This window comes from Pigmentibacter sp. JX0631 (assembly GCF_029873255.1).
Taxonomy (GTDB): Bacteria; Bdellovibrionota_B; Oligoflexia; order Silvanigrellales; family Silvanigrellaceae; genus Silvanigrella.
Genome location: NZ_CP123622.1, coordinates 864,659 through 888,221, shown reverse-complemented (window position 1 = coordinate 888,221; position 23,563 = coordinate 864,659). Strand labels below are relative to the sequence as shown.

The following is a 23,563-nucleotide window of genomic DNA, read 5'->3' as shown; positions in this document are numbered from 1 at the left end:
TATTACTTATAGTAATAAATTAAAATTAAATATAGGAAAAAATATGTTTAGTTGTATATTGTGTTCTGCAGTATTTGCTTCTTTGCTTGAATTGGTTGAGCATAAAAAAAAATTGAAACACAGTTTAAATAAGGTTGAATTAATTGAAAAATTAGGATCATTTGGGTTTAGAAAAGTGATCCAGCAAAGAATATTAACCAGTGCAAACTCGTTGGCAGGTAGAAGTAAAGCTTTTTTACCAGGTGTTTCAACTGAAGTTATGCAGATAGGTGGAAAACATAAAAGTTTTGATGCCGATAGAGCCTTAGTATATGCAAAAACACCATCTGCAATGCAAGATTTTTCAAAAGAAAAATTGATCAAAGAAGCATTAAATGTTTTAGAGACTAAAGATCACTTGAAAATTAGAGATCTATTTTTTTCTTTTCAAAATGAAGTAATTAGTAACGATAATTTTGATTATTCTAGACATAGAAGAGTATCTATTTATGAAACAAGAAGTTTTTTTAGTGAATTGCCAACACAAAATGATAAAGATTCTTCATTGTTTAGTTACTACTTATTATTAAAAAAATCTGCCCCTCAATTAAATTTAATTGAAAATAATATTGAGAAATTAAAAATATTTACCATTAACATTATTCATCAATTATTTTATATCCATTATTGTCTTTATGTAGCTAAAGTTCAACATGGTGATATGCATATGGGAAACATTAAACTAATTATTGATAATAACGGATTTCCCATTCTTAAAGCATTTGATTTTGGCAAAACGAAAATTATTTCTGGACAAGATTTTGATTTTAAAGATTTAAAATACTTATTAGAGAGATTAGCGGTTAGTGGAAGACTTGAAACTTTTAAAAGGAATACGATAAGAAAAGAAGATTCATCTGAGCAACAAAAACATTATCCATTGCATAAATTTTTGAATTTATTTATCAATAATAACAGAACGAACGACTTGTCTTTATTAAATTCTTTTATAACAGATATTTCAAATAATTTACTAACACAGCTTAAAATGCATAAAGGTTCTGCAGAGCAAATTGAAAATTTTGAAATAGCTGCAAATGAACTTGTCTCAATAATTTTTTAAAGATCATAATTATTAATATACTTATTATAAATTGCGTTAAATTTTTCTTTATTTTTATCTTTTTTAATGTTTTTTTCAAATATTTTTAAAATATTATCAGCGTCTTTTCTGGTTTTTCGAATCATAAAAAAATACTTTACTTTTGTCTCATTTAGGAAATTAATATTTTTTATTTTTAATATATTTTTATATTTTTTTCTAATTTCAAGATCAGCAATAACTTTGCTTGTAATAATTACATCTCCATCGCCTTTAAAAAGTTTTAAAAAACAATCTTCAATATTAGATGAAAGTTTGAGTTTGAAGCCTTTTTCTTCAGGATACATATTTATTCTACTGTTACCTAAGTAGTCATTTATACTATAACTTTTCAGAGTATCTAATTTGCTAATTTTTTCTATATCTTTAAAATTTTTATTATTAATTGAATAAATGAGAACTAATGAATCCTCAAAAATTATGCTGTTACTACTTAGCAAAAATTCTTCTCTCGCAGGATTTTTTAGCGTAATATGTGCATCATACATATTTTTACGGACATAATCTTGAGCTCTTTCCCAAGGAAATCCATCAGAAATTATTTTATAGTCATTTGATAAAGAAAATAAATATTCAATATATTCAACAAATATCCCTTTTAAAACTCCATCTTGTTTAATTGAGAAAGGAAAAAAATTTTCATAGTATGCAATTTTTATAAAATTATCTTCACTTGAATAAGTTTTTAAAGGAAACAGTATCAAAATTAAAAGAGATAATATAAAATTTTTCACAGCATAGTCTCGCATTTGTTCAAATAAATTTATTATAATGTATTACTTTAGAACTACAAAATTTAAGCGAAAAATAATTGACTAGTATTCTTATTATAAAGAAAGAAAAAATTATTTTTTAGTACTTCTAAATTCTTTTGGAGATTGATAATTTTTTAAAGACCAGATCCCAATTTTTTTATCTTTTGCAGTTTTTTCTGCAGTTAGATATGGTGATACATCAAACTCCTTTACCATTTTTCCGTGATAAACTTCTGCCATTCCAGATTCTACCATTTTTATATTCACATTTTCTTTACTAAAATATATTTCAGCAAGAGCTCTGCCAAAAGGATCGGTTGCATAGTTTTTTAAAGTGACTGTTTTTCCTTTAATAAGTTGATTTATAAAGATTTTACTTTCTTCTCCCATTGGTTGAGAGTTTTTGTTTTTTCTATTTGCTACCTCAGGAGCATCGATACCTATCAGACGAATTTTGAGTTTTAAATTGTCAGGACTTTTCAATTGACATGTATCGCCATCGTGACAATTTAGAACTGAATAATTAATTTCTTTCTCAGCAAAACTAGTATTTTGTAATCCTAGTGAGAGCAATAATGGTATCGAATATTTAAAGATTGACATGAGACCTCCGCTTAATTTCTAAAATCTGTGTTTTTAAACGAGCAAGGTATTGTAATGCTTTTAATGTTCTAGTTCCATACCAACTTAGATTCTGACCATTTACTAGTAAAAAACTTTCCATTGGCAATTGATGAGTTTGAAAAAATTCAGAAATATGCCTTACTTTAAAAGGAAAAGGTTCAGAGCTGAAGAGAAAAAGATCAATCTTCTTATAAAACTCTCCATCAATACTTGTATTTAGTGTTGGGTATCTTTCAGATAACTTTTCTGATGTTTTTACTTGATTACTTAACCCAATTATGGATAGCAAGTGAGCAATATATGATTGATCTCCTGCTACCATCCAAGGATTTCGCCAAATAAAATAAATGTAATTCAGTGCTAATTTTTCATGTTCCTTTAATTTTTTATATTCATTTTTAATTTTTTGAATCCAAATCTTTGCACTTTTTTCTACAAAAAAAACTTTTCCAAAGTCTTCAATAATTTTTACACTATCAAGAACAGTTTTTGGAAAAGTTATTAAAAGAAAAAATGAATTTTTATCAGCAAAACTTTGGAGTATTTGAATGTGTTCTGCTGTATTTTCTTCTTCATTCACAATTACATGCGTTGGTTGAAGTGAGAGGATAAGTTCTATGTTTGGATTTTTGGTTCCTCCAATAAGTTTAGCCGTTTTGGTTATATTTTTGGGAGAAATACAAAAGTTTGTGCATCCAATGATACTAGTTTGGAGCCCCAAGTCACATAAAGTTTCTGTTAGGCTTGGGACAAGAGAAATTATTCTAAAAGATTGTAGCAGAACTTAATCCTTTTGTTTTGTTTTTATTTTTCGAGTACTTGTCTTTTTTCTTTCCTTACTATTTAAAAAGCGTTCAAGTGAATTTAAAGAAGAATAGCCAGCTAAACTAGCTACTTTTTCATTGTCCATTCCTTTTGCAAGCCATCTTAAAATAGCATGGTTACGTAAACTTTCTGAATTGTAAGGTATGCCCAATATTTCTGTGCATACTTCATAAATCACAAATTTTATCCCATGTCTGTGAAGAAAATTTGTTCTTGTTTTTCTACTCACATTTAAGTAGCCGAAGAAGAGTTTTGATTCGAGAGATGTTGGTAAATTCATTTGATCTCTGGTTTCTCGTAACATGTTTAATGCTCTAGAAACCTCTAAGTTATAAGGTACCAAACGTTCATTATTGCCAGTTACTTTTAAGCACCCAGCTATGGAATCCTCAGTTGTTGGTTCTTCTAGCTCAGGCCAAACATCACCCCAAGTTAAATTCGATGCCTCTGATGCTTTTAAACCACAGTCGCCTAAAATTAAAACTAATGTCCAATCTCGTATTGCTTTTTCATCCTTATTTAATGCTAACTGTTTTAAAGTTCTGCATAAGCTTAAATATTTTTCATGCGTAACAGTTAGCAACGCTGGTGCTGGTTGTTTCGGTGATTTTATATCTAAAAAAGGTGAACTTGCTATTATCTTTTCTGACACTAAAAAATGGATAAAAGTTCTTACGCTCATTTGTGCTCGGCGCATACTTGATTGAGAATGTCTTCCATTTTCTTTTAAAAAGTGTAGCCAGTTTTCTTGCGCTGGGTAAGAATAGTTATCAGGGCTAATTTGTTTTTCTATTAAAAATTCACAAAAGAGCGAAAGGTCATTTCGGTAAGCGCTGATGGTATTTACTGATTTACCTGATTTTTTTAATTGATTTAAAAATCTAATAAGCAAAGGTGAAAGTTTGGAAAATGCAAACGTTTCCGGATAGAAAAAATCCTTATTTATAATTTCAGACACGACAGACTGATGGTTGACAAAATTTCCGTCCATGAAAATCTCCTCAAAATAACCATTTTTATTGAATGAAAGCATCTATGTGGAGAGAGCTTTAAATTCGTTGAAACCAAGCTATTCCTTTTCAATCACTCTCTCAATGAGTATTGTACTAGAAAAAATAATTTAGTAATTACAATGTATTAAATAATTTTAAAACTAAAAAAATCTATATTTACAAATACTTAAGAAAACGTAAGATGCCCTTTGGCTACATATTTTTTAGATTGGCAGGCAATGGTGTCCATCACTATTTTGTATTATAGGTATAGACCATTTTATTTTTTGGTAATGAAACAAAATTGAAAGATGTATTTATGAATAAAATAAAAATTTTAGAAAACGAAGTAGAGAAATTTAAATACAATACAAAAATTAGGGCAAGTGATTTAAATTATGGTAATCATTTAGGGCATGATAATTTAATATCGCTAATTCATGATGCAAGACTCAGTTATTTTTGCGAAAACAATGTAGCGGAAGTAAATCATGAAAATCTTTTTACTTTTATGATGAAATCTTTAACTATAGATTATATAAATCAAGGTTATTTACACGAAAATATTGATATAAAAGTATATGTTGGAGAAATAAGTAAATTTAGTTTTGATTTAAAATATTCAGTAATGCGAGATAATTCTTTAATTGCACTATGCTTAACAACTTTGGTTTGCTACAATAATTCTAAAAGGCGGCTGGATCATCTACCCCCTTCTATTATGTCCGTTCTTACAAAATAAGTTTTTTAGTTTTTTTTCGAGGTTGCAATGGACAGGACAAGTAGAGTATATACAAGCCTTAGAAATGAAATTCTAAAAAATGATATAAATAATGTGTTACAAATGTATAAAGCTGATAAGTTTTTTAATTACATTGACGCTAATGTTATTAATTTGCAAACAACTGAATGTATTAATTTAGATATAGATATTTCTGGTTTAACTAAACACTATCAATTTTTAAATATTTATGCAATTGATCCTTTTATAAATCAATTTAAATATACAAGAAAACAAACATTTCATTTTAAAGAAATAGAATTAAGTCAAGTTAAAATGAATAATAGTAACGTACGTGTAGGAGTTGTTCTTAATGAAGAACGAAGCAAGTATTTTTACGTACATAATGGTATGTACCGAACTATTCAAATAAATAAAAAATATTGCTTTGTTTGTGTTTACGGTTTAGAAAAAAAAGATTTTATTTTTGATGTTGATTTTGATCCTGCAAATAAACAGGGTCAATGGTTCCGAGCATTTGAGTTTGCTCTTCTTGATGTAGTAAAAAACTATCTAATTGATATTGCTAATAACAGAGGAAATGAAAAATGTCCGATATTAAAAGGTTATTAACACAGTCAGCTGGTTTAAGGGCTTATTCTATTAGAGTAGGGATTTTAAATAAAACAAAAAAATACTTTTCACAAAAATATAATATTCTTTCTAATTCTATAAAAAAATATGAAGAAAGTCCTATTATAAAATCGAAAGTAACAGGAAAACGAATTTATGAAGCTTTTTTATCTGAAGGTATTGATATCCCTGAAGCATGGTTTTTTAATGGAATAGGTGATTTTTATATTAGTGAAGAAATATGTTCTAAAATATTCTATGAATTTGATGATCAAGAATCAAAAGCTTGTACTGATATTTTATTATTTAAATCTAGATATAAAGATTCAGAAATTATTACGATTGAAGATGATATGAATAGTCCTTATTATAATTATGGAGACTATGTAGGATTTATTTGGAGAAAACTATCACAAATAGATAATTTAAACAAAGTTGTTTGTGCTATTAAATTGAATGAAGGTATTTACGTTCGTATTTGTTCGAAAGTTTCAAATAGTAAAGTAAGAATTGAAGGGAATAAATTATTAAATAGAGTTGTTATTACAAATCAAATTGCGCCAATTATCTTTCATAGACCGGCTAAATACTATCGCCTATTAAACACAGGGCAGTCTTATTTTTAAGAGTCGTTTTGGACAATTTCTAATAAGATGTCATTATTTAAAAATATTTTATTAGCAATATAGTAACGTTTTTCTTTGTCGATTTCTTTTATTTCATTTTTTGTGAGAGATTGAGTAATTTTTGAAAACAACCTATTTTTCTCTCCACCTAAAAAAAATGGTGCAATAAATAAATGAATTAGGTCAAAGTTATTTTCATCGATGAATGCACTAAGTAAACGAGGTCCTCCTTCTACTAAGATACTTTGCAACGGTCTTCCAAAATGTTGCAGGAAGTCAATATTTTCGATGGCAACTTGAATACTTTCTGTGACTGCTAGATTTGTATTTATTTGAATTATTGTAAATGCTTCGTTTTCAAAAAGAAATTTAAGCCATTTATTGTCATTATTATTTTTAAACTTTTGCAGAATTTTTTCACAAATAAAGAGGATAATTTTTTGGTTACTTTTAAGTGTTTTTTCTTTTAACTTTTTTTGCTGATTTGAAGAACAATTAAGTATTTTGCCGCTAGGGTCAAAAATCATCTTAATAGGATCTCGGCAATTCTCGAAGTTTAATTCTCTAACATCAAGCGATGGAAAATCATTTAATACAGTACCAGCACCTACCAATATGGCATCGTATTTCTGGCGAAGCCAATGAGTATATTTTCTAGACGTTTCACCTGAAATCCATTTCCAGCCGTTAAAGTCATCTGCCAAGCAGCCATCAAGTGTTTGAGCCCATTTTAATGCGTAAAAAGGCCTTTTTTTCTGTTGTTGAATAAAAAAAGGGTAGTTAAAAGCTTTAATTTCATTTGCAAAAGATAAATTTACCTGCGCCAGACCAAGAGATTTTAATATTTTAATACCCTGACCAGCTACAATAGGATTCGGGTCTGTACAACCAATCACTACTTTTTTGATATTCTTATCTTTAAAAAGCTCTACGCAAGGTGGTTGTCTTCCTGTATGGGTACAAGGCTCAAGTGTTACGTATATGCTTGAGTTTTCCAATAAATCAGGAGTCAATTTTGCAAAAGCAACTCTTTCGGCATGTCTAGCCCCCCACCTCTCAGTGCAACCATATGATATTATTTGATTATTATTTACTATTAGGCAGCCAACAGAGGGATTGGGATTTGCTATACAAGCATTTTCCATACTACTTAAGAAAGCTTTAAATAAGAAATATTCATCACTAAAAGGTAAAATACCATCTGGGAGTTGCTCATGTGCCTTATTTTGATTGATTATTTGCTCAACCCATCCACCAAATGAGAATCCTGCTTTTAGGCGAAAAGTCATTTTTAGATTGCCTTCCTATAAATGAAGTGGTAGTAAAAACGGCACAGCTCATAGGGCTGCCCTAGGAACAATCGGTTTTTAGCACACAAGCATGGGGCTATTACTTGTTGTTTTCCTGTATCAAAATAATCCCGAAGGGGATATTCCCTCTTAAAGAAAGGAATTACCATGCAAATTACTACTGAACAACGTGCAGAAATTATTTCTAAATACCGTACTCATGAGTCTGATACTGGTTCACCTGAAGTACAAATTGCTTTACTTACAGCTCGTATTAATCAGTTAACTGATCACTTTCGCGTACACTCTAAAGACTATGCTGGCCGCCGTGGTTTATTATCTTTAGTAAGCCAACGTCGTAGTTTATTAGACTATTTAAAGCGCAAAAATGTTGCTAGTTATCAAAAAATTATTGGCGAATTAAATATCCGTCGTTAATTACGTTAATTAAGCTTTGGCAATAAAAAAACCCTCTTTTTTAGGAAAGAGGGTTTTTTTATTTTTAATAAATTTTTATGGAATCTTCGATTTTGCAAAAATAAAATATCTGTTAACTTATGTATGGAATAATTTCAGATAGAGTTTTAAATTTATAGTCACAAAAGTCATATTTCGAGGAAAAATAATTTTCACCTTCCGGAATAGCAATTACTTTCATACGTGCAGCTTTAGCAGATATGGCTCCTGTTACTGTATCCTCAATAACAAAACATTTATTAAAAGTCGTATTTAATTTTAACATTGTAGAAATATATGGTTCAGGATGTGGTTTTCCAAATTCGCAGTTTTCAGCTGATTGCAAAATATCAAAATAAGAAAATAAATTTAACTTGTTACAAACAGCTTTTATTAATGATAAAGGAGAAGAAGAACAAATCGCTAATGAAATATTATTTTGTTTTAATTTAATTAGTACTTCAAAAAGACCCTCTTTTGCAGTTGCTTTTTCTGCAATAAGTTCTATTAGTTTGGCCTCAAGTTTTTTGCCAATTTCTTCTTGTGTAACATTGTTCCAATTGCGTTTTTTATACCAAAAATCAACAATATTAGCTAGTCGCATTCCTTTTGTAAGTTCACAATCTTTTGGTGTTAATATAAGTCCAAAGGATTTAAATATTTGTAATTCAGCTTCCAACCATAAGGGTTCTGAATCTACAATAACTCCATCCATATCAAATATAACTGACTTTGTTTTATTTATTTCTAGCATAAATCAACCTGTTAGATAAGTAATTGAAACTACATTAGGAAAAAATATTCGTCAATCCACACATATAAATCCTTGTCACAATAAATAAACTAGTATCAAGAATTGTTAGCTTAAATATTTGAATATTAAGGATATTATCTTCTTTCTTAAGAGAAACTCAACTGATTAGAAAAGAACCCGATAAAGTATTGGTTGTTTGCAAATACTCTTTTCAGCAAAGGAGAGAAGTTATGTTTACAAAATTGCGAACCGCTATGTTAGTTTCCCTTTTGGCTGTTGCCTGTAGTAAAGGCGGTGGCGGAGGGGGAGGAGGAGGCTCCTCAAGTGGGGATATTACGGTTTCTCCATCACAACCAAACCCATTAAAAGTTGAGAAAACTTATTACTTTTATGTGGTTAATAGGGACAAAAGTACAGTTTCTAAATGTACCATTAATCAAGATAATGGTTCGTTAAAAGATTGTATTGCTACAGGAGGAAGTTTTTCTGATCCAATAGGTATTACTATTAATGGTGACTATGCTTATGTTACCAATAATAAAAAATGGAGTACTTCAGGTACTATTACTATGTGCCAAATAGAAAAAACTACTGGTGTATTAAGTAATTGTAAAGAAACTCCAGATGGTGTTGTATTTAACAATATAGCAGCCATCACAAATAGAAATGGTTATATTTATGTCACAAACTACAATGGTGGTTTAACTAAGTGTGCTATAAATAGTAAAACTGGTACATTAAGTGGATGTAATTTTACTCCAACTAGTGTTAAATCAATTGGAATTATTTTAGCGAATAAATATTTCTATTTAACAAATTATGAAAAAAATATTGTTGAAAAATGCGTAATAAATAATGATGAATCCATAGGTGTTTGTTCTTCAACAAACTTCACATTTGTTAAGCCAAACGGTATTGCTATCTACAATGGATTAGCTTATGTCGCAGCAGAGGGTGATAGTAAGGTTTACAAATGCGGCATCAAAGCTGATGGTACATTTGAAAATTGCTCTGCAACTGGTGCTGACAATTATTATTCACCACGTTCAATAAATATTATTAATGGTTTTGCTTACGTAACAAGTATTTCTTCAGGAGAAATTACAATTTGTGCAGTAAATGCAACTAGTTCTAATTTAGAAAATTGTAAACGTTTCACTGATAAAAATACTTTTGCAAGTTTCCAAGAAGGTACTGCATACTACGTTTATACAACTGCACCAACTATTGCCTCAGCTACGGCTTATTTATCTGCAAACACTCCTAATAAAGTGTATGCTTGTACTATTGACCTATCAAATAACTCTTTGAAAAATTGTAAAGAAACAGGAACTGCATTTAACGGTCCAACTGCTTCAATAGTTAATGGTAGTAATTTATATGTAGGTAATAAAAACGGAGCTTCTATTACTAAATGTATAATTGGTACTGATAACTCATTAACTAACTGTAATTTAATACCAATAAACACATTTTCAGATGTGCATGACCTTAAAATTGTTAACAAGTATTTGTATTTTACAAGTTACTTTGATAACAAAATAGGTAGATGTGTATTTAACGAAGCTGCTGGGAATATTGAAAAATGTGTAAAAGCACTTGATATTAACCATCCAGATTCTATAGAATTCAAAGATAAAAAAGCATACATTACATCAGGTGATGGTGCACACAAAACATTTATTTGTGACTTTGATGCTGCTACAGGGGCTATAACTAAATGCGATCCATCAGGTTCTTTTGGAGTTGGAAAATCACCTACTCTAATTGATATAATTACTACTACATCAGCTAAAGGAACATTCTCTTACATTTACATACCAAATGAAGCTGGTTATTTAGCTCGTTGTATAATTTCTCCAGCAGGAGAACTTAGCGACTGTAAAGATGCTGAATCTGGTATTTCAGGCCCTTATTCAGTAAAATACTTCAATGATAAATTGTATGTATTAAGCCGTTCAAGTGGTAAAATTTCAGCTTGTAGTATTAACTCTGCAACTGGATTACTCAGTGAATGTAATGAAGTGTTAAAAGACACTCCACCAATGGGTGCTGGCTCTAAGTTACATGGATTTACTTTAGCAGTATTTAAAAAATAGTTTAGTATCTTAATACGAAAGGACCTTAGTTCTTATGATGAGAACTAAGGTTTTTTCTATTTCTGACAAAGGAAAGTAGTTTAAATAAATTCCAATTACTTTCCTTTATTTTTTTCTAAAACTATTGTACTATACCCTATCTTCAAGTTTAAAACAATAATCAAATATAACAAGTTAATTAATTCTTATAAATAAGGAAATATTATGCTTTTTAAAATAAAATTATTCATTCTAGTCTGTTTATTTTTTGTAAAATATTATGCAAACGCTCAATACAATAGTTCTGATCTTTATTTGTCTTATAATTTTATGAAGAATTTATATCTTAAATATCAAGAAAACCAGCCTAACTGGGGTGGTTTAGTGGGTCTCCTGCCTTTAAATAATTGGAGTCATAACATAAATGATTTTTCTATTAATTTGTGGAGAACACCAATTAGTAAAGAATACCCAACTAAACAATTTGTAGATTATGTGGAATATTCAGTAGCAAGAACGGAAAACGTAGTCCATATTTCAACACTGTGGTTTACTCCAGGGAATTCTATGGAAGAAGCCTTAAAAAGAGCTATTTCTTATTTAAATCAAAAATCATTTGAGCAACAAAAATTTATTAGAATAAGAATCATGTTTAGTATGTATAAAGCGTCTCCTTTACCAACAAAAAACGCTACAGAAAAAGTAATTGAATATTTGCTACCTGAAGGTATTTCTCCTTATTTAGATTTAAGTGTTATAAATTATAGAAATCCTGTTGCTTTTAATCATTCAAAAATAATCGCAATAGATAGAGATCAGCTCTTTACTGGAGGAGCGAATTTTCCAGATAGAGATTATGATGATCTTGAAGATCCAGTTAATGATTTAACCATAGAATTGAATCTTCCTTATGTAGCAGAACTAGGAAGAGTATATTTAAGTAAAATTGCATTAGAGAGTAAATTAGGAGATGAATTTAGTTTAAATAGCATTGCCTGTACAAATACTGAAAAATCTGAATGCACTGTATCCAATCGTTGGTATGAACCAACTGATCCAAATTTAAATATTTTTAATATACCTGTAATTCTTCAAAACTATAACAAAGAATATATATTAGGTGCCGGAAAAATGATGAGTGCTAAGGATTATAATGATGCAGAATTTTCCACTAATGCTTTACTAAGTATGATGGATAATGCGCAGTATGAAATCAATATTTCGCAACAAAGCATAAGAAATATCACACCAAATAGTACTGAAATTCAAAATTCTACATGTGCTGTTATAGGGAAAGCTCTTTCTCGAGGAGTTAAAGTAAATATTCTTTTGTCATCTTTTTCAGGACAAGGACCATTATTGGGTTATACTGAAAGTTCTTTCAGCGATAAAGCAACGATAAAATGTATAATAAAAAATACAATCGATACATACAGCATTGATCCTACAGGAGCTCTAGAAAGATTAAGTATTTTAAGAATTGCTAGATGGTTTAATTTCAATGGCTATAAATATGGTAGTGCAAGGAATCATGTAAAATTAATTATGGCAGATAATAAAATGGCATATATTGGTTCTGAAAATTTATATTACAATAATCATGCTGAATTTGGAATATTTATTCATTCAGATTTACTTGTCTCAAAAGTAAGAAAAGAATATTGGGACCCTTCTTATGCTAGGGCTTATTCTTCATATAGCAGTAATTAATTTAGAACGGTATCTTGTTCCCAGTAGTTTTTATTATAAATTTCTTTACTTAATAAAATAGAGTCTGTTCCATCGGTAGAAATAGGAGTAATTTTATTAATATTTAAAGAGCTATCCATGTAATTTAATACAAGTAACAAATTTGTACTTAAGACTTTAGAGTAATTTTTATTCATCCCCATTTTATCAGAAAATTCTTCGAGTTCAGAGTCACTCATCTTTTTTAATTTTTGATATATCAATTTTAAGTCTTCTTTTTTAATAGAAGGTACCTCTGATATTTTTTGGATGTTAGCATACTCATGTTTTTTAAAATTTGGATCTATTAGTGGCATGACTTCAGGTAGAGAAATAGAGAGTAAACCACCCACAGCTATATAGTCTTTATTGCTATATAGTTCAGAAAAATTTTCCGTTTTTTCTTGTTTACTTTGAAAAGATAAATCTATTTTATTTTGCACATACTTAAATGCATATTTTTCTAAGAAATTATAATCATTAATTGGGTTTAAAGTCGATAAATCTTTTTTTTCAGTGACAAAAAGTATTTTTTTCAGAAAATGACTAAAAGAACTTGAACCTAAATCTGTTTCTATACTTTTTGCGCCTTTATTACTAAAATTAGCTTCAACGAATGTGGGTTGAAAGGCTGTAATTTGGGTAGATCCTCCTCCCATATCCCATATAACATGTTGATACTTATTAAAGTCTTTTAGCTTGGTAATAGGATAAAATCCATATAACGCTTCTTCTGATTGGTTTAAACGCTTCAGTAAAAGCCCTTCAGTAGTTGAGGCCAAATTTTTTTGTGCTTCTTTCCAATTTTGAGCTCTTCTAAAAGCTTCTGTTGTGATGCCACGCCAAACATCAACCTGGCAGTGATCACCGCATTTGTATTTTAGCTGCTCTAACCCCTGATTTCTTAATTCTAATAGAGCATCAACGCCTGCTTGAATAATCTTATCTGAGAAAATATTTTGATCACTCTCAGCTAAATCTTGGGAGTATTTCACAGCAACATTTTTTTTGAAGTATACTTGCTCAATTTTTATCTGTTCATCGTTACAAATTTTAACTTTCGCAATTTGAATTTTTGTTGCGCCTGAGCCGATGTCAAATGCTCCTCTATTTTCCGTTTTGCATAAATAACTGTTATTATTATGATTTATATTGTTATTTGAATAGAATAAATATGCCGTAAAACATAGTAATAAAACAGTCATCAATAGTAATAATTGATTTTTAAATTTCACAAAATTCTCCAACAAATCAGCTCAATTCTTGTTATCTTAGTTATTAATAAGTTTCTTCAAATGTTAAAGGATACCAATAACTTTAAGTATGAAATTTTTATATTACATTATAATTATATGTCAATTATCTTCTAGAAATAATAATAAACAATTATTATTTTAAGATAAAATAAATATTTATGTTGAAACAACTCAAAAATAAAGCATCAATTATAGAATGTATTAATTTTAGATATTTATATAAAATAATAAATAAAATTCATATAGGAATAATATATTAAAAATAGTTTATTTTGTTAAATTATAATATTTAATAAAAAATATAAAAATAATTATTTGCTTTTGTATTAATGAAAAATATATCCACATAAAGTAATATAAGTAAAGGAGGGATGATTTTTATGGATAAAAAAATCTATAGCGTTTTAAATGAAAAAAGTATTAGAGAGTTATTAAAAGAACAAACTAAAGATTATCACAATTCTGTTGAAAATTTAAATTATCTTAGTAAAGATTCTATTTCGAAAATTGATTATATTAATTTTTTAAAGATTTTTTATAGAGTAATTGATCCTATCGAACAATTATATATTATAAAATTTAAATCAGAGATAGATAACTACTTTCAGCCAAGTTTTAAAACTGATTTAATTTTATCCGATTTAAAAAATTTAGCTGTAGATTTAAAACAAATTAAAAAAACAGAATTTTTACCTAAAATTGAGTCAAAATATGAGATGGTAGGGGTTTTATATGTATTAGAAGGATCCGTCTTAGGTTCTGCAATGCTTTATAATAAATTAATTGCACTTTTTGGAGAAGAATTTAGAGATAAATTAAATTACTTGTATGGATATGGGAAAGATAATTTTGTGAAATGGAAACAGTTCCTTAAATTCTTAGATGAATTTAAAATAATAGATGATAGTTCTAAACTAGAGCTTATAGAGGCAGCAAAAAATATGTTTAATTGTTTTGCAAATGAATTTCGGGTTTCATAAATTTATTTTTTTAGTTTTGATAAGACATTTTTAAAGTAATTATTTTTTTTTAAAAAATTCAAGTTACTAAATGAAAACCTATTTTTCAGATTTCTTTCATACCAGTAAAATCGCGGTAGAAGTTCGTTATACAGATTTTGAGCTAATTTTAAATCGATGCTATTCCATGTTTTACAACTATTTTCTACTGATTCATACCATGTTTGAAAAGAGTTCCTTGGATTGAGTAAACCATCTGTTTGCAAATCAAATTCATTAGGATTACCACACCATCTTATCTGTTGAAGAAGTTCTGGTCGTAGAAAAATTATTAAATTAGAAAAATTTTTTTCAAATTTTAAAAGAAGCATTCCTGCTGCTAGTTCTTTAGTAAATTTTCGAAATTCTTCATTAATTGAGACTAAGCTATTAATTAGAATAATATTTTCATTAATCTTTTTATTCTTTAAATAATCTAAGATTAAAGTTTTAAATTCATTAGGTATTTGTTGATCATTGCCCCATTTTTTATTATATCGATAAAAAAAGAAGTTTGCTTGGAAAGTGTTTTTGAGAAGATCAAAATTTTCTTTTGGTATAATGTTTAAATTTTTCTTTTTTTCTTGATAAATTGAAATGAATTTTTGGATGTAAATATTCTTTTTGTAAATAGTGAGTTTAAATTTTTCGTTTAAATTATCTTCTAGCCTTTTTGAAAATAATTGAATAAGTAAATGTATTTTTGCCAAAATTACTTTCTCTGTATAATTAGGAAGAATAGAGTGACAACCAAATAAAGCATAAAGTTTATTATTTACGACGATAGAAAATGAAGCAGACGACCTTACTTGCATATTATTTAAATATTGAATATGGGTATCCCCAATTTTTCTATAAAATGAATGAGTTAAATCTAGTGGTTTATTTAAGCCAATAATTTTAATATTTTTATTATAAATATCTGAAATCAATCTATATTTATTTACTTCGTATAATTGCTTTATAGATTTGGGTAAATCTGAGGCTGGAAAATGATGATTTATAAGAGTATCTAAATTTGAATTACTTATGCAACTTTTTATAAATCCTGTTTCATCCTCCTGAAATTCGCAATAATAAACTCGATCGAAGCTTGTTGTATTTTTAATAAATTTACAAATATATTTAGTCATTTCATGTTCATTTATTTCAGCCTCTTTGATGTATAAATAAACCTGTTCAAAATATTTTTTATCAAAGTATATTTTATCTAAATTAATGTCACTTTGAAACTCTATAATTATGTAGTTGCTTGAATAAAAAATAAAACATGACAATTCATAAGTTTTATAGTTACAGACTATTTCAAGTACGGTTAGAACTCTGTCTTTTATTTTTTTTGTCAATAATTTATCGCTTAAATCAATAAAATTTAACATAGAATTTTCTGAAAATAAAATATTTATTGGTTGATATATAATGTCAAAGTTAAAAATGTTTTTAAAATTACTTGATTGTAAAACTACTTGCATACTACTAGGAATGACGCCAAGTAGTATGCCGCATTCTTGAATTGTGTTACAAATATGTACATGTTGTTTTTCGCAGGATTGAAAAATTGAATTTATATTACTCAACATTTTATCTCTCTTTTTTAAACTTAATTATTGCAGAAAAAATAATCTTTTAGTGATTAAGATTTAAGTATTCCAAGTTAACAAATGTTTAAAAGAATAAGACATAGTTTATCGGGTACAACCTTACATCTTTTTAATACTCCTCTCAATAGTTAGGATACAAATTAAGTTGAATGTTTAGTCAATTTTTTAAAATATTTTCAAATTTTTGAATATAAGTATTTGGAGGACTATAAAAAATCCATAAATTTTAATTGAAAAAGAACATACCAATTTTCTTCACTTCCAACAATCCAACTATAGTAAATAGATGGAAAGAGTTGAAATCCTTTTATATCAACATCAACAGAACTTCCAATACTTGCGCTTGTCAGTCCTGTAAAGTTAGATATTTTTTCATTCGAGCTGACACCCCCTCTGGTAAGTGAAGTTATGCCTCGCCAATTATTTAAGTATGAAAAGAGAAACTTTTTTTCAAATGAGGGATATAATGGAAAATCGTAAGCAATTGTACCTGCATAACTCCAATTACCGGCTTGTAATTCAAAAAGAGACCCATTTCCTATTATAGGATAGCTAATGAAATTAAGTGAAGTTGTACTCCCTAAAATATATGATTGATATGGTGAATATATTTCTTTATTATTTAAATTATTACTTCCTTGGGTTGTTGATATTTTACCTGATAGAGATAGTGCTGTTTTAAAGAAACTAAACTTATTAATCAAAGAAGCATTTACATTATAGTAATCAAGATTTCCAGTGTTTGTCTTGCTCGAATCTTCTCCATTTCCAAGTCCAAAATATTTTGTAGCACCAATTGAAGGTTGCATTAAATATTTTAACCATTCTCCATCAACCTGCTCATTTTCTGCTAAATAGAAAGCTGTATTGATGAGATCAAAGCTTAATATTCCAGACAAACTTAAAATATTTGCATATTGGGGCCCAATTCGTTTTGGTGCTGTTGTTAAGTTTCCATATGGTTGTAAGTTATAAATAGATAATTGATTAGAAAAAATGGAGTTCAAAAATTGATATTTCCATGCAGCATTAATTGATATTCCGCTTTGTTGCAAATAGTTATAGTATCTTAATTTACTACCATCATTTTGAAGTGAGTCGTAATAGCCATTGAAATAAGGATTTGAAAAAATACTTATAGAAAAACTATCAAATATTCGATTGTTCAAATATGCAATAGATCCTGAAGGTGCATCTAAATAAAAATTATATCCACCAAATAAAATAATTCTATATCTTTCTATTTGATCCATTAATGGAATAGAAAATAAACCTATACTAGGGCCTCCTAAAAAATCAGGTAATCCATATGGATAAGCGAACAAAAATCTTGAATCATAAAAAGCTTCTTTTTCTTTTAGCTGATGATCATGATTATTTTGTTCATTTTCTGTTTGGGAAATAGTTTTGATATCTTCTGGAGAAAATAATTTTATATTGTTTTTAAATATTTTTTTATATGGAGGAATATATTCTGAATAAAAGTTTTTATCATTTTCTACAATTTCATTTTTCTTAAAGTGATGAAAATAATTTTCTTTTATTTCATTTAAATTTTTACTTAGTAAAAAATATTCTCCTTTATTATAGTACCAAAATGTCATACTATTTTCTGGATCACTTGCTGCGGGTGAAATATTTTCTATCCATTCGGAGAATGCAAATAAAAAAGAATAACTTTTATTTACAGGATTAAAATCAATAATAGCAAAAATGTCATTCCATACAACTTTTAAAATTATTGAATTTGAATTTCTGACATAAGCATCTTTTATAATGAATTTTTTTTCAGGAATAATTTCTGTTGCTGGTAATATTTTATTGTTGCTGATGCATTGTTTCTTTAAGGAAGTTAAATTTTCATCAGAATCTAAAATATAGTAAAAGCATTCTGTATTATTTACACTATATAAAACTTTTATATTTTTGGGAAAATTAAATTTTTCTATAAAATCAATTTGATCTTTTTCTAAATTAAGTATTTTAAGTTCCGTATTGCCATTAGATACTCCAGATATTATGTATTTTTTGTTTTCAATTGCTGTTATTGAATCTATAAAAAATGCACTTTGTTCTGTTGATAAACTAACGGTTTTAGCTGTGTAATTACTTTTACTAGTGTTCGATATATTTTCTATGTTAGATACTACTTGAATGTTATGTCCAATCTTTCCATTAGAATAATAATCTATTGTTGAAGTAACTAATTCTAAAGGGTTAGAATTATTAGTAGCAAATATGCTGGAACCAAAAAAATTGACTGGAATTCTTTTCTCTTTTCCATCATGCTCTTGAGAAAATAAAGCGCTACTATAAGGAGATTTATTGGATGTAAGTTTAGAAAAGTAAGTTTTGTTATCGATATTAATTAAAGGAAAAATATATTTTTGTCCAATTTTATTTTTTAGATTTTCTTGAGACACAAAGTTTGGTAAATTTGTAGTTTTATTTTTCCAATATTTTTCTTGTTCTCCTTTAAAATCAACATATAATTCTTCAGCAGTTTTTCCTAAATTTTCTTTTAACCAACTATCAACTGCATTATAAAATGGCGGTATTACAGTTTGATGGGATATTTCTTGATGTATTTGATAGAGATCTTTATTTTTTACTTTTGAGAAAATATATCCTAAAAAATATCCAGAAATAACATATCCTCTTAAATTAGTATCATCATCTGCTTTATAAAGTGAATGTAGTCTCTCCCATGAAGGCCAATGCTGTTGTAATGCCATAGTTTTAAGAACGTTAATAGCATTATGTTCTCCAACACTATTTGTTAAATATTCTGCTAATCCTTCAATCCACCATGTAGGCATCATTGCTAAACTGAAAAGCCTGCCAATTGGGCCTACAGATAAATCGTTGTGTTCGTACATAAGTCTATGAACTAATTCATGCTGAAAAAAAGAAGAAGTTCGATTATGTAAAATTTGTGCTTCTATATTTAAAGTAACGGGATTTGCAAAACCTGCTCCATCATATTGGTTTCCAATTATAAAAGGTATTTTTGAAAATTTAGAGAATAAGGTATTGTCTTTATTTCTATTTAAATTTATAAGAGAATTATTATCTAATTTTGTTCCCATTAAAAAAGACAAATAAGGATAACTTTTTTCTAAAGATTGAATAGAGTAACTTGCAATGTCTTTTGCTTCTTTAGGAAAATAAATAATAAAATTATTTGATTCTAATGTTTGCCACTCGGCTTCTTTCATATTTGTTCCATTATTTTGTAAGAAACTAAGTGGAACGGAAAAAATTGTATTATTATATGTAATGAATAGAAATAGAATCATTGAGTATATAAATTTAATGCAATAAAAATTATTTTTTTTCATAATTTTGTGCTTTTCTTAGATCTTCAGGAGTATCAATACCAAATGGTGGGTGTTGGCAATCTGTAACTAATATTTTCCAGCCAGCATCCATCGCTCTCAGTTGTTCTAAACTTTCATCCGCTTCCAAAGCACTCGTTGTTAATTCGGTAGCAAATTTTTTTAGTGCAAAGTAACGAAAAGCATAGACCCCCACATGATGATAGAAAATAAAAGAATTACTTTTTAGTTGAGGTATTTTATTTAGCCAATCAGACCCAGTTGCTCCTAGCAAATCCTTAGGAAAAGGAATGGGTGCTCTAGAAAAGTAAAGGGCATTTGAATTTTTATCTTTCACAACTTTGACAACAGAACTGCTAAAAAACAACTCCAGTTCATTTCTTTTAAACGCCATTGTTCCCATTGGTGTTGAGTCATTAATTAGCATTTGTTTTGTCAGCTCAAAAATATCATTAACAGAAAAGAAAGGCTCATCTCCTTGTATGTTAATGATTAAATCATCTGAGTTTAAATGCATTTTTTCATTTATACTTTGAACTGCAACGAAAACTCTTTCAGTTCCATTTTTCAAGTTTGAATCTGTCATTACAACTTTTATATTTAATTGGTTTACTTCTGTATAAATTTTTTGATCGTCTGTTGCGACAATCAATTCTGTTGGAATATTTAATTCATTTTGAATTTTTATTGCTAATTGATTTGCTTTTTGCGCGACTAAAGAAATTATACTTGAATTACCTATTTTTAAAAGAGGTTTCCCTGGTAATCGAGTTGAGCCTAAGCGCGCTGGAATAGCTATAATAATTCGATTTTGTTTTGAAATCATTTCGGTCATGCAGACCCCCCGTAAAAGTCTATCTTTTTCTTATTTAGCAAATTCTCAGAAATTAATCTTTTAAATTTTTCTTCTTAAAAAGGTGATTGCAAAAATCTGTTCCTTAATATTTAACAGATTGGTCAATACTAGGGACGACAAAGAGAGAAGCATATGCTAGACTTTTTTAAATCTCAATATAGGAGAATATAAGTGGCTAGACAATTTACCACAACGGTTAATGATGGCTTACCTATGTGGGATACTTTTGAAGCGAGTTTTTTTCTTGCCGCAGGTCTTTCGGTTGGTATTGTCTTTGGTATTCTTTTTCCGTCATTATGGCGAACATTTAGGAGGCGTTTTCGGAAAATTTCGCATTATGCTTCTAATGAACAAAAAATTACTCCAAATTTGCACCCAAAACTTAAAATTTTACATGAAAGTGGTTCCTTTCCAAGTGATGAATTTCTAAATTCCGAAGTACATCTTATTTATCAACAATTAAAAAGACTTATAAAAATATCAGAAGCATTTGTGTTAGCCCGTAATTTTTTTCAAATTGGAAATTCAAAAGAGGCAATAAATATTTATATCGAAATTTTAACAAACGAATCAGTTTCAAAACAAGAAACGAATAGGGCTCTTTTTGAATTATCACAAGTATACGCTTCACTAGGCTTATATCTTCGAGCATTCGATACTGCGTATGAATTATACAAAAGAGATACAAATAATTTCCAAGTGTTTGAGCACCTTTTACATGTTTGTACTTTAGGTCATTTGCCTGATAAATTATTAGGTATTTTAAATTCTGTTCGCATTCAATCTGATAATAAAGTAAGGTTACAGATTGCTCATGCTATTTCAAAAATTGCTGAAGTTCAGTTACCTGAAAAAGATAAAATAGAAAAAACCATTGATTTGGCTAGAACTGCTTTAAGATGGAATGGACATTCTGCGCGCGCTATGATTTTGTTGTGGCAGGCAACAACCCAAGATTTTTGGTCGAACTCATCTGCAGATATGAAGACGAAATGGATGGCATTTGCGGCAGTTTTGGAAGCGTTAAATGAAATTTATAAAAGTTCAAAGATCTCTCCAGCTGCAGTTGCTAAATATTTGGCTGAAATTATTTTAAAAATGAGTCAAGAAAAAGAGGTAATACCGAGTTATGTAATAGTGCAAAATGAATTTAAATCTGTCTTACAGAAGGATAAATTAGAAATTAATGCGCAAAAATTCCTTTGGGCATCTATCTTTCATGCCACTCTTCTGTTAGAGAAGTCACCTGAGTTTCAAAAAAGCAAGTATTTGGATGATGTGCTTGCAATTCTAGGAGAAAATAAAGGGTATTTAGCTTCCATTGTCCAACTCAGTGAAGCTGCAAAAATAGGATATCTTTCACATAGTTGTGCGAGATGTGGTGCTTTTTTTTCTTCATTTGCCTGGAAGTGTTTGCAATGCAACACTGAAGAAACTCTTAAACCAATTATATTGCCAAACTTTGAACATTCATAGGCAAGAATTTGAATTCAAAGAAATTTTTTGGAGTTTTAACTATGTCAACCCGCTCTGGCTCCCTGACAAGGGCAATTGCCATTGATGCTTTAACACACGTTTTAACCCGTAATATCCATTCAGATGTTGCTTTGGAAAAACTGTTTGCGAGTCATCCTAATTTACGCCCCCTCGATAAAGCTTTTATTTATGAAATGGTTTTTGGTTCGTTACGTTGGCTTGCAAAAATGGATTGGATTATGTCTCACATGTTAGACAGATCGTTTTCCAGTTTAGATCCAAGAGTAGCAAATGCTTTAAGAATAGGTACATATCAAATTTATTATATGGATAGGGTTCCGGAAAGAGCAGCTGTATCTGAAACTGTTGAAGCTATAAAGCAGGTGGGTGTGCCAAATGCTGCATCTTTAGTAAATGCAATTTTAAGAAGAGTAGCAAAAAAATCTGAATACTTTCCTAAACCAGATAAAGTAACGCAAGCAGTTGAATATTATTCCATGCATCATTCTTTTCCTCAATGGATGGTTGAGCGTTGGTACAAACAACTCACTTTAGAAAGATTTGAATATTTATTGTCAAATAATAATCGAATACCTAAAAATAGTTTACGCCAAATTACTCGAAATGAATTGCCAAATTCCGAAAAGGATTTAGCTACATATTTGTTAAAAACTCAATCCATTGAAAGCTCTTGGCGACCGCTGCCTGGAACTTTAAGGATTGAAACGTTACCTAAATTTAACGATTGTGAAGCCTTTAAAAAAGGTTGCTATATTGTTCAGGATGAAGCAGCACAATTAGCTACTTGCTTAGTGCAACCGTCTCCAACCGACTTGTGCCTAGATGCTTGTGCCGCACCTGGAGGAAAATCTATTTACTTGTGGGATTCAGGGTTACAACCAGAAAATTTAACAGTGTGTGATTTTGCGCAAAAACGGTTAAAAATTCTCCGCGAGAATTTTACTCGAGTTGGTTTAGAGGGTGCGCAAATTTTGCATGGCGATGCTGTTGAACAATGTATTGGCAAAAAATTTAATAAAATTTTGCTAGATGCTCCTTGTTCTGCGATGGGAGTCATTCGCAGGCATCCGGAAATCAAATGGTTAAGAACGCTGAGTGATATTCAAAATTGTGCCATCGAACAAGCCAGACTTCTTGATGGATTGGCAAAAAATGTAGTGGTGGGCGGAGAGCTTATCTATATCGTTTGCAGTTTTGAAATAGAGGAAACAACACAGCAAATTAACCAATTTCTAGAAAAACATCCTGACTTTGAAAAAATAAACCCATCTGAAAGAATTCATGACTTTTATAAGAAGTATGTGACCCGTGAAAATGAATTACTTATCTATTCCGGCAATCCGGATGATCTAGACGGCTTCTTTGGGGTGATTCTGAAAAAAATTGCTTGATTTA

General features: G+C 29.0%; 20 protein-coding genes. 10 read left to right on the top strand and 10 right to left on the bottom strand.

Going from position 1 to position 23,563, the window contains the following annotated elements:
* Window positions 1-43 precede the first annotated feature (43 nt).
* Window positions 44-1,102, top strand: coding sequence for a hypothetical protein (locus QEJ31_RS03785; protein ID WP_280592467.1), 1,059 nt, complete (start codon window positions 44-46; stop codon window positions 1,100-1,102).
* On the opposite strand, the gene QEJ31_RS03780 is transcribed toward QEJ31_RS03785, so the two are convergent.
* The 4 genes from QEJ31_RS03780 to QEJ31_RS03765 all read right to left on the bottom strand — a co-directional run bounded on the left by QEJ31_RS03780 (window position 1,099) and on the right by QEJ31_RS03765 (window position 4,336).
* Window positions 1,099-1,875 carry a transporter substrate-binding domain-containing protein gene (locus QEJ31_RS03780; RefSeq protein ID WP_280592466.1) on the bottom strand — a complete coding sequence of 259 codons (777 nt, stop codon included), beginning with the start codon at window positions 1,873-1,875 and terminating at the stop codon, window positions 1,099-1,101. The genes QEJ31_RS03785 and QEJ31_RS03780 overlap by 4 nt on opposite strands.
* 111 nt (window positions 1,876-1,986) lie before the next feature.
* Window positions 1,987-2,499: a thermonuclease family protein gene (locus QEJ31_RS03775; protein WP_280592465.1), complete on the bottom strand. Its 513-nt coding sequence runs from the start codon at window positions 2,497-2,499 to the stop codon at window positions 1,987-1,989.
* Window positions 2,486-3,280 (bottom strand): helical backbone metal receptor, encoded by a 795-nt coding sequence (locus QEJ31_RS03770; RefSeq protein ID WP_280593267.1) that lies wholly within the window; start codon window positions 3,278-3,280, stop codon window positions 2,486-2,488. Before QEJ31_RS03770 ends, QEJ31_RS03775 begins: the two co-directional genes overlap by 14 nt.
* A gap of 24 nt (window positions 3,281-3,304) precedes the next feature.
* A complete protein-coding gene (locus QEJ31_RS03765) occupies window positions 3,305-4,336 on the bottom strand; it encodes a site-specific integrase (protein WP_280592464.1) in 1,032 nt (343 codons plus the stop codon).
* A gap of 320 nt (window positions 4,337-4,656) precedes the next feature.
* On the opposite strand from QEJ31_RS03765, the gene QEJ31_RS03760 reads away from it, so the two are divergent.
* The 3 genes from QEJ31_RS03760 to QEJ31_RS03750 are packed head-to-tail and all read left to right on the top strand — an operon-like array spanning window position 4,657 to window position 6,317.
* A complete protein-coding gene (locus QEJ31_RS03760; RefSeq protein ID WP_280592463.1) occupies window positions 4,657-5,079 on the top strand; it encodes a thioesterase family protein in 423 nt (140 codons plus the stop codon).
* Between the two features lie 27 nt (window positions 5,080-5,106).
* Window positions 5,107-5,691: a hypothetical protein gene (locus tag QEJ31_RS03755; RefSeq protein WP_280592462.1), complete on the top strand. Its 585-nt coding sequence runs from the start codon at window positions 5,107-5,109 to the stop codon at window positions 5,689-5,691.
* A complete protein-coding gene (locus QEJ31_RS03750; RefSeq protein ID WP_280592461.1) occupies window positions 5,667-6,317 on the top strand; it encodes a hypothetical protein in 651 nt (216 codons plus the stop codon). The genes QEJ31_RS03755 and QEJ31_RS03750 overlap by 25 nt, the downstream gene beginning before the upstream one ends.
* Here the strand turns inward: QEJ31_RS03750 and ribD are convergent.
* On the bottom strand, window positions 6,314-7,606 hold the full coding sequence (ribD, locus tag QEJ31_RS03745) for a bifunctional diaminohydroxyphosphoribosylaminopyrimidine deaminase/5-amino-6-(5-phosphoribosylamino)uracil reductase RibD (RefSeq protein WP_280592460.1): 1,293 nt from the start codon (window positions 7,604-7,606) through the stop codon (window positions 6,314-6,316). The genes QEJ31_RS03750 and ribD overlap by 4 nt on opposite strands.
* A 168-nt stretch (window positions 7,607-7,774) precedes the next feature.
* Here ribD and rpsO point away from each other — a divergent pair, with 168 nt between their 5' ends.
* Window positions 7,775-8,044 carry a 30S ribosomal protein S15 gene (gene rpsO, locus QEJ31_RS03740; protein WP_280592459.1) on the top strand — a complete coding sequence of 90 codons (270 nt, stop codon included), beginning with the start codon at window positions 7,775-7,777 and terminating at the stop codon, window positions 8,042-8,044.
* Window positions 8,045-8,156: 112 nt separating this feature from the next.
* Here the strand turns inward: rpsO and hxpB are convergent, their stop codons facing one another.
* Window positions 8,157-8,816 carry a hexitol phosphatase HxpB gene (hxpB, locus tag QEJ31_RS03735; protein ID WP_280592458.1) on the bottom strand — a complete coding sequence of 220 codons (660 nt, stop codon included), beginning with the start codon at window positions 8,814-8,816 and terminating at the stop codon, window positions 8,157-8,159.
* Between the two features lie 230 nt (window positions 8,817-9,046).
* Between hxpB and QEJ31_RS03730 the strand changes: the two genes are divergently transcribed.
* Both QEJ31_RS03730 and QEJ31_RS03725 read left to right on the top strand, forming a co-directional pair.
* Entirely contained in the window at window positions 9,047-10,915 is a 1,869-nt protein-coding gene (locus tag QEJ31_RS03730) for a beta-propeller fold lactonase family protein (RefSeq protein WP_280592457.1), read from the top strand.
* Between the two features lie 204 nt (window positions 10,916-11,119).
* Entirely contained in the window at window positions 11,120-12,604 is a 1,485-nt protein-coding gene (locus QEJ31_RS03725; protein ID WP_280592456.1) for a phospholipase D-like domain-containing protein, read from the top strand.
* Here QEJ31_RS03725 and QEJ31_RS03720 read toward each other — a convergent pair.
* Complete coding sequence (locus QEJ31_RS03720; RefSeq protein ID WP_280592455.1) at window positions 12,601-13,857, bottom strand: hypothetical protein; 1,257 nt, start codon at window positions 13,855-13,857, stop codon at window positions 12,601-12,603. The two genes, QEJ31_RS03725 and QEJ31_RS03720, sit on opposite strands and share 4 nt — an antisense overlap.
* A 401-nt stretch (window positions 13,858-14,258) precedes the next feature.
* Here QEJ31_RS03720 and QEJ31_RS03715 point away from each other — a divergent pair, with 401 nt between their 5' ends.
* The gene (locus QEJ31_RS03715) at window positions 14,259-14,858 is read left to right on the top strand and encodes a biliverdin-producing heme oxygenase (RefSeq protein WP_280592454.1); all 600 of its coding nucleotides are present in this window, start codon (window positions 14,259-14,261) and stop codon (window positions 14,856-14,858) included.
* A 2-nt stretch (window positions 14,859-14,860) separates the two neighbouring features.
* Here the strand turns inward: QEJ31_RS03715 and QEJ31_RS03710 are convergent, their stop codons facing one another.
* From QEJ31_RS03710 to kdsB, 3 genes are all read right to left on the bottom strand, one after another.
* Window positions 14,861-16,456 carry a hypothetical protein gene (locus tag QEJ31_RS03710; RefSeq protein ID WP_280592453.1) on the bottom strand — a complete coding sequence of 532 codons (1,596 nt, stop codon included), beginning with the start codon at window positions 16,454-16,456 and terminating at the stop codon, window positions 14,861-14,863.
* Between the two features lie 227 nt (window positions 16,457-16,683).
* Window positions 16,684-19,695 (bottom strand): hypothetical protein, encoded by a 3,012-nt coding sequence (locus QEJ31_RS03705; protein ID WP_280592452.1) that lies wholly within the window; start codon window positions 19,693-19,695, stop codon window positions 16,684-16,686.
* Window positions 19,696-19,804: 109 nt separating this feature from the next.
* On the bottom strand, window positions 19,805-20,650 hold the full coding sequence (kdsB, locus tag QEJ31_RS03700) for a 3-deoxy-manno-octulosonate cytidylyltransferase (protein WP_280592451.1): 846 nt from the start codon (window positions 20,648-20,650) through the stop codon (window positions 19,805-19,807).
* 192 nt (window positions 20,651-20,842) lie between these two features.
* Here kdsB and QEJ31_RS03695 point away from each other — a divergent pair, with 192 nt between their 5' ends.
* Window positions 20,843-22,147: a hypothetical protein gene (locus tag QEJ31_RS03695; protein ID WP_280592450.1), complete on the top strand. Its 1,305-nt coding sequence runs from the start codon at window positions 20,843-20,845 to the stop codon at window positions 22,145-22,147.
* Between the two features lie 41 nt (window positions 22,148-22,188).
* Window positions 22,189-23,559: a 16S rRNA (cytosine(967)-C(5))-methyltransferase RsmB gene (rsmB, locus tag QEJ31_RS03690; RefSeq protein ID WP_280592449.1), complete on the top strand. Its 1,371-nt coding sequence runs from the start codon at window positions 22,189-22,191 to the stop codon at window positions 23,557-23,559.
* Window positions 23,560-23,563: the final 4 nt, after the last annotated feature.